Source organism: Spirosoma sp. (genome assembly GCF_026391055.1).
In the GTDB taxonomy this organism is placed as follows: domain Bacteria; phylum Bacteroidota; class Bacteroidia; order Cytophagales; family Spirosomataceae; genus Spirosoma.
Map to the genome: position 1 here is coordinate 195,713 of NZ_JAPLET010000031.1, position 16,641 is coordinate 212,353.

The window sequence follows — 16,641 nt, forward strand, 5'->3', positions numbered from 1 at the left end:
TTAATCAACTACCCACCGACCATTGGCCAGATGAATCGTTCGCTGCGAGATGTACCACGTTTTTCCATTATCGCTGTTACCCTGAAAAAACAGATGGACACCACCCTTGCGGTCTTTGAACACGTGCGGGTGGCCCGACTCACTGGCGTTCCAGCTGCCAGGTTCTCCGTTTTTGAGCAAGGGCTCATCACTCAGCCGTTGCCAGCGAACGGCATCCGTACTGACGGCCACGCCGATCTGCTGGGGTTCGTTGTTGTAGCCACCCGCGTAGAACATGTACAGCGACTTCCCCACCGGAAGGCAAGATGCTCCTTCCACACATTTCTTTTCCCAGGGCAGCACGGGTCGTAAAATGGACGAATCGGCCAGGAGCTTCCAGTCGTTACGGGCAAAAGTTGTGTTGAGGGACGCTGCGGCAACACCCTGCATCTGTACCGTGTAAGCCGGGTTTCGAGTGGCGAAGTAAAGCAGGTACTGGTTTTTGTACTGAATCACTTCGGCATCGATTGCGCGGCCACAGGTCCATGCCCCGTTGGGCCGGAAAATGGGGTTGGTTTCATCCCGCGTAAACGTTATCCCGTTGGCCGAAACAGCATGACAAATGGCATCTTTTTCGCGGTTACCATAGGTCTGGTAAAACAGATGCACGCGCCCATCTTTCACCAGAGCGCAGGGTGCACACAGGCCGTTTTTCTCATACGGCGCGGAGGCATCTGGCGTAACCTCGCCCACCTTTTGCCAGTCGATGAGGTTTTTGCTTTCGGCAATTCCGATGCCCCAACCCGTGGCCGATGGCCCTGCCGGAATGGAATAGTACATCAGGTACCTGTTCCCGAAAGCAATTACGTGGGGGTCTTTGGCAAAGGGTCGTCCCAGACGGGAGGTGTCGCGGTACATCATCTGCCGGTTGGGCACGGGTGTGTCGGGTAAACGCCACCAGCGTAGGCTCCCGATCAGCATCGACAGGCCGAGCAATAGTCTTACAATCAACATAGCAATCAATCAGGCAACTTCAGTTTCAGTAAATTTTATCCTGGAATAATGCAGGTAAATTCTAAAAGCAAAAGAAGACTATTCCCCGGGAGAACGGGGGGCCGCGGGTGCCAAAAAGGGGGTGAGATGTTGCAGGAGCTACCTAAATCGACTCTAGACCTGCCGCTGGCGGGCCAGCACATCGTTCAGGTAGTCGGTGGGGGCTTTACCAAACTGCTTGCGAAACGACTTGGTGAAGGAAGAGCGGGTTTTGAACCCAACGGCGCTGGTAATTTCGGAGATGTTCAGCTTACGCTCAAGGAGTAGTGACAGAGCGCGTTTCAGGCGAAGATCATAAATGAATTCGATGGGCGTTTGCCCCGTAAGTGCCTTCACCTTGCGAAACAGGTTGCTGCGGCTCATGTTGACGTGTTCGCCCAGCTCCTCTACCCCGAATTCATCGTTGTCCAGGTTAACCATAATGGTGTCGATGATCCGTTGCAGAAGGGCCTGGTCCAGTGGGTTGCTGGTAATGTTTTCGGGAATAATAGCCCCGCTGGCCTGGTATTTCTGAATCAGTAATCGCCGGTTTTCGATTAGTTTTTCGATGCGTACGGCCAGCAGCTGAGGGTGAAAAGGTTTGGCAATGTAATCATCGGCACCAGCGTTGAGCCCGATCAGTGTGCTTTCGACTGCCGTCCGGGCGGTAAGCAGCACTAGAGGAATATGGCTGGTAATCACATCCGTTTTAAGCCGTCGGCAGAACGTTACCCCATCCATAACGGGCATGGCAACGTCGCAAATGATCACGTCCGGCTCGTGTCGCTGAATCAGCCGAAGGGCTTCTTGCCCATTCTCCGCTTTTCGGATGGTGTACTGCGTCTGAAAAGTCAGTTCGAGATAATTTAGTACCTCAACATTATCATCGACCAGCAGCAGGCTGGCCTTTGCGGCCCCATCGGTTGTCGAGAAGGATTTTATGGGAGCGTGTTCATGAATTGGCAACGCTGGTAGTGAAACCAGTTCACTACGGATGGCCGCTGTGTCTGTTGCGGGCAGCACGGGCAGCAACACTGTAAAACGGGTAAATTCGCCGGGTTCGCTCTGCACCGAAATCTGTCCTCTGTGCAGCTCAACGAGACTTTTAGCCAGCGACAGCCCGACGCCCGTTCCTCCCTTGATGGTTTCGGACTGAAAAAAACGTTCGAATAAGTGGGCCTGTTCTTCTCTGGAAATGCCTTTCCCGTTGTCCTCCACCTTGATGCATATCCAGTCGTCGGTAGCTTCCCCGTTCTGACATAAAGCTAGGGTCAACTGCACAGAGCCGCCCGAAGGGGTGAACTTGAAGGCATTGATGAGCAGATTACTCAACACTTTATCCAGCTTATTGGCATCAATAGGTACATAAAGCGGCAGCGGTTCCATCTCCAGCCGAAAGTCTATACCCTTTTGTTCGGCCAGCCCGGTGAAGTTGTCGGCGATGTCCCGGACGAAGCTGCTCAGGTCGATTCGCTCCAGTTGCAGGCGAAGCTTTCCCTGCTCCATTTTTTGAAACGTCATCAATTCATCGATCAACTGTAACAGCTTCCGGGTGTTACGCTGTACGTATTCGATCTTTTGCCGAACGCCCCCCTGCACCTCTTTTGCCAGTATCAACTCTTCAACGGGGCCGCTGATCAGGGAAAGGGGCGTTCGCAACTCATGCGATATATCAGTAAAGAATTGCAGTTTCAGCTTGTGTAAACGGTCCTGCTGTTCCTTTTCCCGCTGCGCGAACATCAGTTGCTGCCGCTGGCGGGATTGGGCTAACAGATGACGAATAACACTCACCAGCAGGAGACCCGTGAAGAAGAGATAGCCCGCTACTGCCGGTCTGCTTTTCCAGGGTGCCGGTAAAACGCTGATGGCCAGCACAACAGGTTTTGGGTTCCACTGCCCTAGATAATTGGCAGACTTAACCAGAAGCCGGTATGAGCCGGGGTCCAGATTGGTGTACGTAGCCGTCCGGTTCTGGGCATCGGCATGTATCCAGTCTTTGTCGAACCCTTCCAGCTTAAACGCATAGGTATTGGCGGCCGGATTGGAAAAGTGCAGGGCGCTGAAACCAACCGAAAAAACGTTGTTCAAGTGATTTAGCGTAATGGACGATGTATGCTGAATACCCTGCCTCAGCAGGGTGTCTTTGTTGACGACCTGCCCGATCAACACCGGCTTGTTCAGGATTTTCAACTCCGTCAACGCTACGGCGGGCAGGCTCGACACCGGGTGAATAGCCTTTGGATCGAAGATAACAAACCCGTCGGAAGTGCCGAAAAGCAGCTTATCGTTGGTCAACTGACTACAGCCGTTATAGCTGAAACTACTGCCACGGAGGTAGATCTGGAACTGCTCGTGCTGCGTATCGAAACGGGCCAGCCCTTTGCTGGTGCCAACCCATAAATTCCCCTGTTTGTCGGCTAGTAAACTGTTGACCGCCAGTGCTGGTAGTCCGTCATTCTCTTCGTAGGACTTGATGGTATACGCCTGATTCGGGCCTAGGGCAATTCGGTTAAGGCCGCCTTCGGTACCGACCCAAAGCACATTTTTCGGGTATTCCAGCATCGTAAAAATCGTATTGCCAAGCAGTGCTTGCCCCCGTCCGTAGTGGATTACCCGCTGAGATAAGCCGGTTTGTGGATCGAAGCAATACAGCCCGCTGCTTTCGTACCCAACCCAGATTTTGCCGGTATGATCCTGATACAGGGCGCGAATAAAATCGCTGCCTTTCGGCTGAGTCAACATCCGGCTGGCTTTACCATCCGGACTAATGCGATACAACCCGTCGTAGGTGCCAATCCATATATTCTTCCGATTGTCGGTCAGGAAGGCGTAGGTGGCCAGCCCGCTGACAGGTGCTAGGGGGCGAGTGAGGTTGTTTGTCGGCAACTGTATGGCTCCCCCCAGCGTACCCACCCACAAGCCTCCATCGGCAGCTGGGTAAAGCACCCGATGCGCATTTAAAAAAGATTCGGTTGAGCCAAATTTGATGTGATATGTACTGTTCGTTTGCGTATCGTACGTATATAACCCTGATTTGACCGTACCAAACCAAAGCGTTTTGCCAGTAGCCGAATAAATACTTCTGACCTGATCCTGAGCATGTTGATTGTAAAATGTATAGTACGTAAAGGGTAGTAGCTCCAGGTCGGTTTTATTGAGCCCGTCTTCCGTACCGCACCAGAGTACATTGGTCTTATCGATCAGAATTTTATAGACTGTGTTATTACTCAGACTTTGGCCATTCGTGAGGTTGTGCCGAAAATAGTGGAGCTGCGGACGCCCGGACTCCATGTGCTCAAGCCGGGCAACGCCGTTGTTCGTGGCTAGCCAGATTGTGCCGCTATCCGACTGACAGAGGTCGTAAATCTGATTATCCTGGTGTTCCTTAATACCGGCCACGAACGATTTCATGGGTTCGATGGGACCATAATCGCCGGTTTTGGCCCGGAATGGCAGTCGGAAAAGCCCATCCATGAAAGTGCCGATGTACAGATCATGATTTACCTCAAGCATGGAAGAAAAACGGTCGCCGAATGGATTGGCCCGCACCGCCAAAAGAAAGCGTTTGAATGTGTTCGTCCGAACATTGTATTTCACAGGTCCTTCCTGGGTGGCCATCCACATAAAGTCCCCTTCGGCGCGGAGCAGTTTGGTGATGCGGGTGTTTAAGGGGTGGGTGGCGAAGCGTTTGAACGTCTGGGTAACCGGGTCAAAAACGGTCAGTCCGTTGGGTGTACCAATCCATAGTTTACCCCGGCTGTCAAATACCAGACTGTTGATTTGATTACAGAGCAGGGAGTTTGTTTTGCCGGGGTCGTTCTGGTAGTTTGTAAAGGTATTCAGGCGTGGATCGAACCGGCTGAGACCTTCCTTTGTACCAACCCAGATGGCGTGATCGGCCGCTTCGCAAATAACTTTTATCCAGTTACCAACCAGGCTATTGACGCCGTCTTTATGTACGTAAGGGGTAAATGAATAGCCGTCAAACCGGGCGAGTCCATTCATGGTTCCTACCCACAGAAACCCTTTACTATCCTGAAAAAGCGCCCGACTTCGATCGTCGGGGAGGCCGTTGCGGCTGCTGTACTTTTCAAAAATCAGGTCTGTGCTAACGACATCGTGCGTTCGGATTCGGCTTTGGCCAATCGCGTAAGAGAAAGGCAGCAGCAACAACAAGATAAACGTACGCATGCCTGTTTCCATGATGGTCCATTTCTATCGTAGAATAATCCCAAAAGGCACTTTCTCCTTTTCTTTAACCTAGCCTGTCTCCCATTTCTTTTAGGCAGGCAAGAACAAAATCCGTTGAGCATAGTCTGCAGCCCGGCGTATTACAGCCAGAATACCTGAGGTTACTATCGTGTCAACATCAGAATTAAGACCGGAAGAGGTAAAGCTTGAAAAAGCAGGATGAAAGGCGTGCCGCCGGGTACTAGTAAACTTGCGAAACAAGGTAGTCACATTTAGAAATAATTGCCCAGTTAACGTATTGCAGGTTGGCGTACCGGTTTTACATTTGATCAATATTACCCTCCCAACCAATTAGTTCGTAATGATGACGATCAATAGGTTGTGAAAAAAGGGCTACTTATTCCATTCGCTTCGTACTCCCTTCAAGCTACAAAGCGATCTCATTCGACTCATCTTGGAAACATTTTCTACTAATAATAACTATCGTTTTTTACAGGGAGGTGGTGAAATGGGTGAACTCACCCGCAACTACGATTGGTCGAAGACCTCCCTGGGAACACCCGATCAGTGGCCCAAAAGCCTGCATACCCTAGTCAATATGATGCTCAGTTCCCGCTTTCCGATGCTCATCTTCTGGGGGCCGGATCTGATCACTTTTTATAACGATGCGTTTCGGCCAAGTCTGGGATTTTCCGGTAAGCATCCTTCATCCCTGGGGCAAAACGGAGAGCAAAGCTGGTCCGAGTCCTGGCCGGTTATCGGCCCCATGATCTATAGCATTATGGCGGGCGGAGAAGCCGTCTGGTTTGAAGACCAGAAACTACCCCTTTACCGGGACGGCCGGATGGATTTCGCCTACTGGACATACAGCTTCAGCCCACTTATTGATGATACCGGTGCTGTCAACGGTGTACTGGTAACCTGTTCGGAAACAACCAAAGCTGTTCTGGCGCGCCAACAGTCCGAAGAAACCCGGCAACAAATGATCGCTTTTTTTGAACAGTCTTCGGTTGGTATTGCAATGATCAGCGCACAGAATCTGACTTTTCAGATGGCCAATCCGTTTTATGGGTATCTGGTAGGCCGTACGCCCGATCAGCTCATTGGTAAACCCTTACTGGTGGCTCTGCCCGAACTGGCTGGGCAAGGGTTTGACAACCTGCTGGAACAGGTCATCATGACCGGTATGCCTTATGTTGCCAGAGAAGTGGCTGTTGACATTGTTCGGAACAACCAGTTGGAGACCATTTACGTAGACCTGACCTACCAGCCGCACCAGGAAGCCAACAACATAATTCCGGCTATTCTGGTAGTTGCCACGGATGTAACCCAGCAGGTGTTGAGTCGGCAAGAGATCAAAGAAAGTGAGAACCGCTTCAGAACCCTCATTGAGGAGGCTCCCGTGGCGACCTGCCTGTTTGTAGGGCGCGAGATGCGCGTTGCGGTGGCCAATGAAATGATGCTTACCTTTTGGGGGAAAGATAAATCGGTGCTGGGCAAACCCCTGGCAGAAGCCGTGCCCGAGCTAAACGGGCAACCCTTTCTGATTATTCTGGATGAGGTCTTTACCACGGGGCAGACCTATACGGCCAAAAACTCCCGAGCCGAACTGCTGGTAGATGGTGTACTGGGCACCTACTATTTCGACTTTACCTATAAACCCCTACGGGATGCTGCCGGTGTCGTTTATGCCATCATGGACATGGCCGTGGACGTAACCCAGCAGGTAATCGCCCAGCAGCAACTGGTGGCCAGCGAAGCCCGGCTGCGCTCGGTCATTGCCACGGCACCCGCCGGTATGGGTTTATTCGTAGGCCGGGATCTGATCGTGGAACTACCCAATCAGACCTTCATCGACATCGTCGGCAAAGGTCCCGACATTACCGGGAAGCCTCTGCGGGAAGTGATGCCCGAACTACTCACCGAAAATCAGCCGTTTCTGCAAATTCTGGATGATGTATACACCACGGGGCAGATGTTCCAGAGCTACGGATCGCGGGTAGATATTGTACAGAATGGGGTGATGACCCATAACTACTATAACATCACCTATACTCCCCTACGGGATGAGCAGGGGCAGGTGTTTGCTATTTTAGACATCGCCATTGACGTCACCGAAGAAATTAAAGGCCGTCAGAAATTACAGCAGGCCGAAGAAGCCTTACGGGGCGCTATGGAACTGGCCGACATCGGAACCTGGGAATTAGACGTACCCACGAACCTGATCACGTACTCCGAAAACCTTAAACAGCTCTTTGAATTTACCGAAGATAGTCTGCCCGCCGTCCTGATGAATGAGGTCATCCATGAATCCGATCAGGGCCGGATTCAGCTTGCCCTGACGCAGGTTTTCACATTCGGTTCAGGAGGCTTACTGGATCAGGAATACACCATCGTGACCAGTCGAACAGGTCGACACCGGATTGTCCGGGTGCAGGCACGTATGTATTTTGATGACTATCAGCAACCGGCCAAGCTGGTGGGTACCATGCGGGATATTACTGAAGAACGGCAGCAGCAGCTTGCCCTGGAGCAGTTGGTTCAGCAGCGCACGGAAGAATTGGCAGCCGCCATTGAAGCACTGGAGTCGACAAACCAGATTCTGGCGTCGAAGAATGAGGAATATGTTGTGATCAATGAGGAGCTGGAAGAAGCCAACCGGCAGCTGAATCGGTCCAACGACAACCTCCAGCAGTTTGCTTACGTGGCTTCGCACGATTTGCAGGAGCCGTTGCGCAAAATTCAGTCGTTCGGCAACCTGCTGCAAAATCAATACGCCGATCAGCTTGGGGAGGGAGGTGCCTATCTGGAACGGATGCAATCCGCAGCCAGCCGTATGTCCACCCTGATCCGGGATTTGCTGAGCTATTCGAGGATTTCGGTCCAACAGGACCGGCGGCAGCTGGTTTCCCTTTCCACCGTTGTCCAGACCGTGCTCACCGACCTGGAGCTGGTGATTGCGGAAACGGGGGCCGAGGTTACCCTCGGGGAACTGCCGGAAGTGCTGGGCGATCCATTACAGTTGGGCCAGCTCTTCCAAAACCTACTGACTAATGCCCTCAAGTTTAGCCGCATGGCGCGGCCCGGCGCGACCAACGGATCCAAGCCGCCAGTGCCCGTAATTCGCGTTGATGCGCGAACGCTGCTGGCTCGGGACGTCCCCACTTTGGTGGTATCCAATCGTTCGGCTCCTCTTTATCATCAGATTGACGTAATCGACAACGGCATTGGCTTTGAGCAAAAGTATGCCGACCGCATTTTTCAGGTTTTTCAGCGGCTACACGGCATGAACGAGTATGCCGGAACGGGTATTGGCCTGGCCATCTGCGAAAAAGTAGTGACCAATCATGGGGGTGCTATCCGGGCCAGCAGTCAACCCGGTCGGGGAGCAACCTTTAGCGTATACCTCCCCGGTTGAGCAACGCCCATCGGCCAAACGACGTTTTACTGCCTCTCCGGTTATAATCCGCTTCTTTTACCGAAGAATCGTCGATTTGTACCGCTCTCATCGACCTGCCCAGGCTTAGGTTTGTACCAGTAAACCAAGTAAGAGTTAGCGCTCTAATTTATCAAACTAACGCTTACCAGGACTCTGCGGAAGTTACCCCTGAGGCTGCCCGCAAGGTGGCTGCCTTCAGAAACCAGTACCCTGATAACCAGGCTTTTTCTTGATTTCAGCAGTATGGTAAACGGCAACGGTCAGTCTGGCAGACAGATGTCAGATGTCCAGTTAATATCGGCCTATCAATCGAATATGATCTGGAATGGCGTCACCATAACCGACCATGGACGCGTTTTCGTTTGTTTTCCACGCCAGGCAGGAGAAGCAGGTCTGCGAGTCGGCGAAATCAGAGCCGATGGCAAGGTTGTTCCCTACCCCGATGAGGGCTGGAATACCCTTCCTACCGACCGAACGATCCGCCCAACGTTTGTCCGGGTCCGCTCCCTGCGGATTGGCCCCGACCATAATTTATGGGTTGTGGACACGGGTTATCCGCAAGCGGGGCCTGAGCCAGTGACCAGGGGTGCCAAAGTGATCGTTATTGAGGTCGAAACGAATCAGGTGATACGGATTATTCCACTGGATGATGTGGTAAACGTCAACAGCTTGGTCGACGATGTTCGTATTACTCCGTCGCATATTTACCTGACCGATGCCGGAGCACCCGCGCTGGTCGTGCTCGACCGGCAATCGGGTCGGGGACGCCGGATTCTGGAGAACGACGATTCGGTAACGGACATGCGGCCTATTCTGGCTGAAGGGCAGATAATGCGTTACCCGAATGGCGAGGAAGTGTGCATTCATGCCGACCAATTGGAAGTGTCGCCTGACGGAAAATACCTTTATTTTCAACCGGCATCGGGGCTGATGAGCCGTATTGACACCTTTTTCCTGAACGATACCACTTTGTCTCCCGGCGAGGTAGCGAAACAGGTGCAACTCTTTGTCGACACTCCGGGAACGGGCGGGACCACGATCGATGCCGACGGCAACATCTACCTGTCGGATATCAATCAGTTGCGGATTCTAAAGATTACGCCCGCCGGGAAAACCTCAACGCTCGTTGCGGACTCCCGGCTCGTCTGGGTAGGATCGATGTGGATCGATCAGGCTGGATTTCTGTGGCTTCCGGCGGGGCAACTTAACCGGACGGCCACTTTCCAGCAGGGAAAATCGGCCGTCGTTTATCCTGTACATCTCTATAAACTTCAGATCGGGGCAACACCCGTTCGTAACTAATCAACTCCCAAACAGCTATGGAAAACCGCATCTTAGGCCTGCACCACATTACCGCCATCGCCAATAACGCCCAGCGCAATTACGATTTTTATACCCACGTGCTGGGACTTCGGATGGTAAAAAAGACCGTTAACTTCGACGACCCCAGCACCTATCATTTTTATTACGGTAATGAAACGGGAACACCCGGCACCATCCTCACCTTTTTTCCCTGGGAAGGCATCGGGCAAGGCAGAACCGGCGTGGGCATGGCCACCGAAATTGGTTATTCAGTACCGGCCGGAAGCCTGGACAACTGGGCGGGCCGGTTCCGGGAAATGGGCGTGTCGATGGGCGAACAGGCGGAGCGGTTCGGCGAAACGTATCTTCCTTTCACCGACCCCGACGGACTGGCTATTGCCCTCATCCAGCACCCCGACGACCGGCCGGTCTGGGAAACCGCCGATCTGAAAGAGGACATCGCCACCAGAGGCTTTCACAGCGTTACGCTCACCCTGAAATCCATTGACGCTACCGCCAGGGTGCTGACCGATATTTTTGGTTACAGTGCGCAGGGGCAGGAGGGCAATCGCTACCGGTTCGTAACCGATTCGACCCCCACCGCATCCATTGTCGACTTGCTGGAAGAGCCGACAGGAACCCGCGGACACAATGCCGCCGGAACCAATCACCACGTAGCGTTTAGGGTGGCAAATGATACCATTCAGATGGAATTCCGGGAGAAGATTCTGAGCAATGGCTTACAGATAACTCCGAAAATAGACCGCGATTATTTCTTTTCGCTTTACTTCCGCGAACCGGGTGGCGTTCTGTTTGAGATTGCCACCGACAACCCCGGCTTTACGGTCGATGAGCCGCTGGCCGAACTGGGCACGGGTCTCCAGCTTCCCAAACAATACCAGGTATCCAGAGACAAAATTGAAAAATCCTTACCCGTGCTACACTAGTCTTCGCAAACCAGCACGGCCAACCTCCATTTCCTCATTCACTATACGTTTACGGCATTTATGAAAACGAACATTGGTATCTCACCCGAAAATCGGGAAGTCGTCGCCCATCAGCTGGCCACCTTACTGGCCGATGAATTTGTTCTCTACACCAAAACCCTCAACGCCCACTGGAATCTGGAAGGCATCGACTTTCACTCCGTACACCTTTATTTTGAGGACCTGTACAACCAGTCGGCCGAGCTTGTCGATGACATTGCCGAGCGCATCCGTCAGTTGGGTCACTACGCCCCGGCTACGCTAAAAAACTTCCTCCAACTTACCCACCTGACCGAGCAGGATGAAGATGGCAACGACAGCCGGAGCCTGATCAGAAAGCTCCTGGCCGACCACGAAAGCATCATTGAGTTTATCCGGGGTACGATTGATGAGTTCGCCGATGCCCATAAGGATGCCGGTACAAGCGATTTTGTTACCGGCCTGATGGAAAAACACGAAAAAACAGCCTGGATGCTACGGGCACACCTTAAGTAGCTGATGGTTGATGGTTGATGGTTGATGGTTGATGGTTGATGGTTGATGGTTGATGGTTGATGGTTGATGGTTGATGGTTGATGGTTGATGAAAAAAAACAGGCCATCTCTGGTTTATATACTCACTAACGAGCAACTTAATGACCAATAACCATTAACCATTAACTAACTTTCGGGTAAAACGGAAGGGTGGGTTATGCGGCTAGCTCAGATGAATTTTACCGGAAAACGACCGTTGGGAAAGCGGGTATTTTGTAGCTGTAAACGGGTTGTCCTGGTTTGCCTGATAGCCCTCCAAACGACGGCAACTACCGGGCAAAACATAAACCGACAACTGGTCAACCGACTACTGGTTCAGTTACAGAAAAGCAAACCAGACGCCACCAGACTGCCTCTCCTGCTCGAACTGGGCAAGTTCCACATTTACAAACCGGGAGAATCTAAAATCGACCTGGACAGTGGACGAACCTACCTGAAGGAAGCTAAAAAGCTAAGTGATTCACTCAATTTATTGACATGGCAGCATGAAGTCGAAAGTATGCTGGTGATTGCCAATATGGAAGGGGGCAATCCAGAATCTGGACGTTCTCAGTTTTCGGCGCTGATAAGCGATTGCCAGCGTACGGGCGACAAAGAAGGAGAAGCAATTGCCCGGTTCAGGCTAGGGATCTGGCTCAGAAACGTTGACCCTGATTATACTAATGTATTTGCCAACTTCCGTCAGGCCGCTGCAATTTACAAGGCCGTACACAAGTCGGAGCAGGAAATTACGTCCCTCAAAGAAATTGCCGTCACGCATTTGTATCAGGGCGACCTAGCCATTGCCGAAACGGAACTGCTGAACGTACTGAACCGCTACAAAGCCATTCATTACCCCAAGCTACACTACACCTACAACTTACTCTCCACCATTGGCCGGTTAAAAGGCGACTTTAACAAAGGACTGCTGTATGGCATGCTGTGCCTGGAAAGTATGAACAAAACGGCGGATACAACGTCGGCAGCGGCTTTTTACGGTGATTTGGCCCGGATTTATGTCGAGATCGGCAACCATCAAAAAGGAATCGAGTGGTACAAAAAGTCATTGGCAGCCTGGCGGCAAGAACGGCTCCCTAACTTTGCCATGTACTATGCAGCGGGTGTGCTGGCCAAAGATCTTATCGACCAGAAAAAACCGCAGGATGCCCTTCGACTTATTCAACAGCTCGTCAAGGAAATTCCGACCAACACCATCATTCAGAAAGCCTGCGTTGCCCGAAATTTAGCCTATTGCTACGATGCGTTAAAGAACTATCCGCTGGCCGAGCGGTATTATGAAGAGACGCTGGGCTGGTATGCAAAGAACAAGATTTTCGAAGCCTCTCAACAGGCTCATCAGGATATTGGGATATTCTATTTCAACCGAAAACAATTCAAAAAAGCGGATTATCACTTACACAAAGCCTTAAGTTTTCTTCCTCAGAAAAATGCGCTGTCAACAGTCAGGGATGTGCATTTAATGCTCTTTAAGGTTGATTCGGCACAGGGAAATTACCTGTCGGCGATAACACATTATCGTTTGCACAAAGCATTAAATGACTCCCTGTTCAACGAAACCAAAAGTAAGCAGATCTCCAGTCTTCAAATCCAGTACGATACCCAGAAGAAAGAACAGAATATTACCTTGCTCACCAAGCAGAGCCGGTTACAGCAGAGTGAACTCGAACATGCCCAGACAACCCGCAACGGTATTATTGCCGGGGCTATTCTGCTGGCGGGTTTACTGGGGGTAAGCTATAACCGGTACCGGCTCAAACAGCGAAGCAACCAACTACTCGAAGCCAAACAGATTGAGATCAACCAGAAAAACCAGTCGCTGGAACAGGTACTGGGCGAAAAAGAAGAACTGCTGGCGGAGAAAGAGTGGATGCTTAAGGAGATTCACCACCGGGTCAAAAATAACCTACAGGTTATCAGCAGCCTGCTGAACGCACAGTCCGACTTTTTGCACAATTCAACGGCGCTGGCAGCCATTCGGGAGAGTCAGAACCGGGTGCATGCCATGGCTCTGATCCATCAGAAGTTATACCAGTCCAAAAATATGGCTCAGGTCGATATGGCCGACTATATTCGTGATATTGTCGACTACCTCATCGACTCCTTCGACCGGCAGCATTCCATCCGGGGAAATGTGGCGGTTTCGGTGGTTCCTCTGGACGTAACGCTGGCCACCCCCCTCGGATTGATCATCAACGAGGCCGTTACCAACTCATTGAAGTATGCCTTTCCAGCCGGCGCCTACCCTCCCCATAGCCCCGGAACCCTGACCATTAGCCTTACACCCGTAGATCAGCTGTCTTGCCTGCTGACCATCAGCGACGACGGCATTGGCTTCCCCTCAGATTTTGACGTGAACAAAAGCAACACATTGGGGCTAACCATGATCAAAGGACTTAGCCGGCAGATTGGTGGGCAGCTACGCATTGACGGGCACCACGGCGTTCAAATCCGTCTACAATTCGGCACTATCAAAAAAGCAGCACGAACGGTATGGTCATCAACGTAGTCGACCGCCCCGATCAGGAACCCGGCTGCTGGTAGGCACTAATATTCAATTTCTTCATCCGGGCCTCTAACGTGGTAGGCTTGATATTAAGCAGTTCGGCGGCTCCGCCGTTACCCCGAATACGATTTCCCGATTTTGCCAGAGCTGCCAGTATAGCCAGCCGCATGGCATCGTCAATGGATTTTACCTCTTCGGAAGACTGTACCACAAATGATGGAAAACTAGTAGTGGCCGCCCGCAAAGGCTCAGCCAGCGTCAGGGTGGCGCTTTGCGAGAGAATAGCCGACCGCTCCAGCACGTGCTCCAACTCCCGGATATTGCCTGGCCAGGAATACTGGAGAAGTTGCTGAAGCGACGCGTTGGCTATGTTGATGATGGGCTTGCCCAACTTTTTACTGATCTTCTGCAAAAAGTGCATTGTCAGCGGCAAAATATCTTCCTGCCGCTCGCGCAGGGGCGGCACCACAATGGGGAACACGTTGAGCCGGTAATACAAATCGGAGCGGAACCGACCGGCGGCTACTTCCTGCTGTAAGTTTCGGTTGGTAGCCGCAATGATGCGGGTATTGATCAGGATAACACCTTTACCACCCACCCGTTCAATCTCCTTCTCCTGAATAGCCCGTAGCAGTTTGGCCTGTAATTCGAGAGGCAGTTCACCGATCTCGTCCAGAAAGAGCGTTCCCCCGTTGGCCAGTTCAAACTTACCAATTCGTTTTTCGGTAGCGCCCGTAAAGCTGCCCCGTTCATGACCAAACAGTTCAGACTCGATAAGTTGGGCGGGTAAAGCTGCACAGTTTATTTTCACGACGGGCCGGTCACGACGAGCCGACAGACTATGCACCGCACGGGCAATGAGTTCCTTACCCGTTCCGGTTTCGCCCATGATCAGGACGGTATAATCAGTAGGGGCTACCTGCCCGATGGCGTTAAACACGGTTTGCAGGGACGAACTCGTGCCAATGATCTCTTCAAAATTATGGCTGGTTTTAATTTCTTCGGTCAGGTACGTTTTTTCCTGCTCAAGGTGCTCGCTCAATACCTTTATTTGTTCGTAGGCCGACAGGTTTTCCAACGCCAAGGCAAGTTCGATGCTAATGTCCTGTAGCGTACACAAGTCCTTGGGCGTAAAGGCATACGCGGCTTTACTGGCCAGAATCAAGGCGGCTATTGGCTTCCCTTTGCTAAAGATCGGCACATACATCGACGACTTTAAGCCCAGCGCTTCGGCATAAAACCGGCTCACCGCACTACGTTGCTGTATATCAGCAAATTGCTGACCTACGTTGATGGCGGGTTCAACGAGCCAAGTTTCCATATCGGCCAAGCCCTGTTTCCAGCTTGCCTGGTCAGCAAGGGGTTGAGGAACAACGTCTTTTTCTGTGATGGCGACAAAAACACCACCCTGTTTTTGCACGGCCATATCGATGGTAGCGGATTCCAGCAGTCGCCCAATCCGGTAAACAGCCAGCAGGTCGAATGGCATCAACTCATTGATGACAGCCGCTACCTGCGGAATAATCGCGTTGCTGTCTTTGCCGTTCTGAAACGCATTAACAATGGCTAGTTCCGTCGTTTTGGTTTGTCGGCGGGCTTCAATTTCTTCGTAGGCCAGTAAATTATCCAGCGCCAGGGCAATTTGCGGGGCGATCAGGCTAACGGCCTGGTAATCTTTCTGCGTAAACCCATCGGCCCGGATACTGGACAGAATGATGGTTGTAAAGGACTTTCGCTTCAACTGGATCGGAAAAAGCACCAGTGAACGAACCCCGAAATTATCCCGGCAGGAGCGGGCGGTTATATACCGTTCACACAGTTGATCGAAGGCGTCGCCCGTGAAAACGCCCTGCTCCTCCCCCAGCCGATCCGGCGCTTCGCGGTCCAGTTTCTGAATCAATCCCTCTTCTACTTCACCCCGAAGCAGCATGGCCAGATTTACCCGTTCAAACGTATTTACGTCGGTTTTCGCCAGCATCAGCCAGTAAAACGACACTTCGTCGGGCAGGCCGATCCGCAGATTCAGAAAGGAAAAGGGGACTAACTTATTGATCTGATCGGCGATAGCCCGACAAAGCTGGTCGCGGTCCTGAATGGTAACAATGGCATTGTTGACGGCCATCTGTACAGCTTGCTGCTGCCTTAGTCGAGCCTCTTCGCTGTGTGCATGACGGTAACGGGCAATTTCCAGCGTTGTCAGCACGTCTTTCTCCCGGAAGGGCTTGTTCAGAAAGCCAAACGGCTGGGTTACTTTGGCCACTTCCAGAATGCTGTCGGTAAGGTTAGCCGATAGAAAGACAAACGGAATAGGCACTGTTTGCCCATTGAGCCAGTTGGCCAAATCAATCCCGGTTTGGTCGTCGTTCAGAAAAATATCCAGCAAAACAATGTCTGGTGTTTGCTGAGTCACCATAGCCTTTGCTTCCGCTACCGATGCCGCCGTACCAACAACCTGATATCCTGCCTTTTGTAGCATCCGGCTGAGGTCATTCGCGATCAAAAACTCATCCTCCACAATGAGTAATTTGGGTAACGGGATAAACTCGCTGGGCAGTACCATTCGATTCGTTGAGTTAATGAATAGTAAAGGTACAAGGTAATACGCACTCCAATTCATCTCTCCAATATATTGGAGGTCCAAAATAATAGAGGATTATTCAGCTATTGCAATATATG

8 protein-coding genes are annotated in these 16,641 nt (G+C 51.7%); 5 read left to right on the forward strand and 3 right to left on the reverse strand.

All coding sequences use genetic code 11. The features are described 5' to 3' along the window. Positions 1 to 993, reverse strand: coding sequence for a family 43 glycosylhydrolase (locus tag NT073_RS32635; protein WP_297382452.1), 993 nt, complete (start codon positions 991 to 993; stop codon positions 1 to 3). Positions 994 to 1,146: 153 nt separating this feature from the next. Beyond that, positions 1,147 to 5,202: a hybrid sensor histidine kinase/response regulator transcription factor gene (locus NT073_RS32640; protein WP_297382453.1), complete on the reverse strand. Its 4,056-nt coding sequence runs from the start codon at positions 5,200 to 5,202 to the stop codon at positions 1,147 to 1,149. A 454-nt stretch (positions 5,203 to 5,656) separates the two neighbouring features. On the opposite strand from NT073_RS32640, the gene NT073_RS32645 reads away from it, so the two are divergent. The 5 genes from NT073_RS32645 (at position 5,657) to NT073_RS32665 (ending at position 13,968) form a co-directional block, all read left to right on the forward strand. Then, complete coding sequence (locus NT073_RS32645) at positions 5,657 to 8,620, forward strand: PAS domain-containing protein (RefSeq protein WP_297382454.1); 2,964 nt, start codon at positions 5,657 to 5,659, stop codon at positions 8,618 to 8,620. Positions 8,621 to 8,884: 264 nt separating this feature from the next. Next, positions 8,885 to 9,943: an L-dopachrome tautomerase-related protein gene (locus NT073_RS32650; RefSeq protein WP_297382456.1), complete on the forward strand. Its 1,059-nt coding sequence runs from the start codon at positions 8,885 to 8,887 to the stop codon at positions 9,941 to 9,943. A gap of 17 nt (positions 9,944 to 9,960) precedes the next feature. Beyond that, complete coding sequence (locus NT073_RS32655) at positions 9,961 to 10,890, forward strand: ring-cleaving dioxygenase (RefSeq protein ID WP_297382458.1); 930 nt, start codon at positions 9,961 to 9,963, stop codon at positions 10,888 to 10,890. Between the two features lie 60 nt (positions 10,891 to 10,950). Further along, entirely contained in the window at positions 10,951 to 11,424 is a 474-nt protein-coding gene (locus NT073_RS32660; RefSeq protein WP_297382460.1) for a DNA starvation/stationary phase protection protein, read from the forward strand. Between the two features lie 210 nt (positions 11,425 to 11,634). Next, complete coding sequence (locus NT073_RS32665) at positions 11,635 to 13,968, forward strand: histidine kinase dimerization/phosphoacceptor domain -containing protein (protein WP_297382462.1); 2,334 nt, start codon at positions 11,635 to 11,637, stop codon at positions 13,966 to 13,968. 13 nt (positions 13,969 to 13,981) lie between these two features. On the opposite strand, the gene NT073_RS32670 is transcribed toward NT073_RS32665, so the two are convergent. Next, on the reverse strand, positions 13,982 to 16,525 hold the full coding sequence (locus NT073_RS32670) for a sigma 54-interacting transcriptional regulator (protein ID WP_297382464.1): 2,544 nt from the start codon (positions 16,523 to 16,525) through the stop codon (positions 13,982 to 13,984). Positions 16,526 to 16,641: the final 116 nt, after the last annotated feature.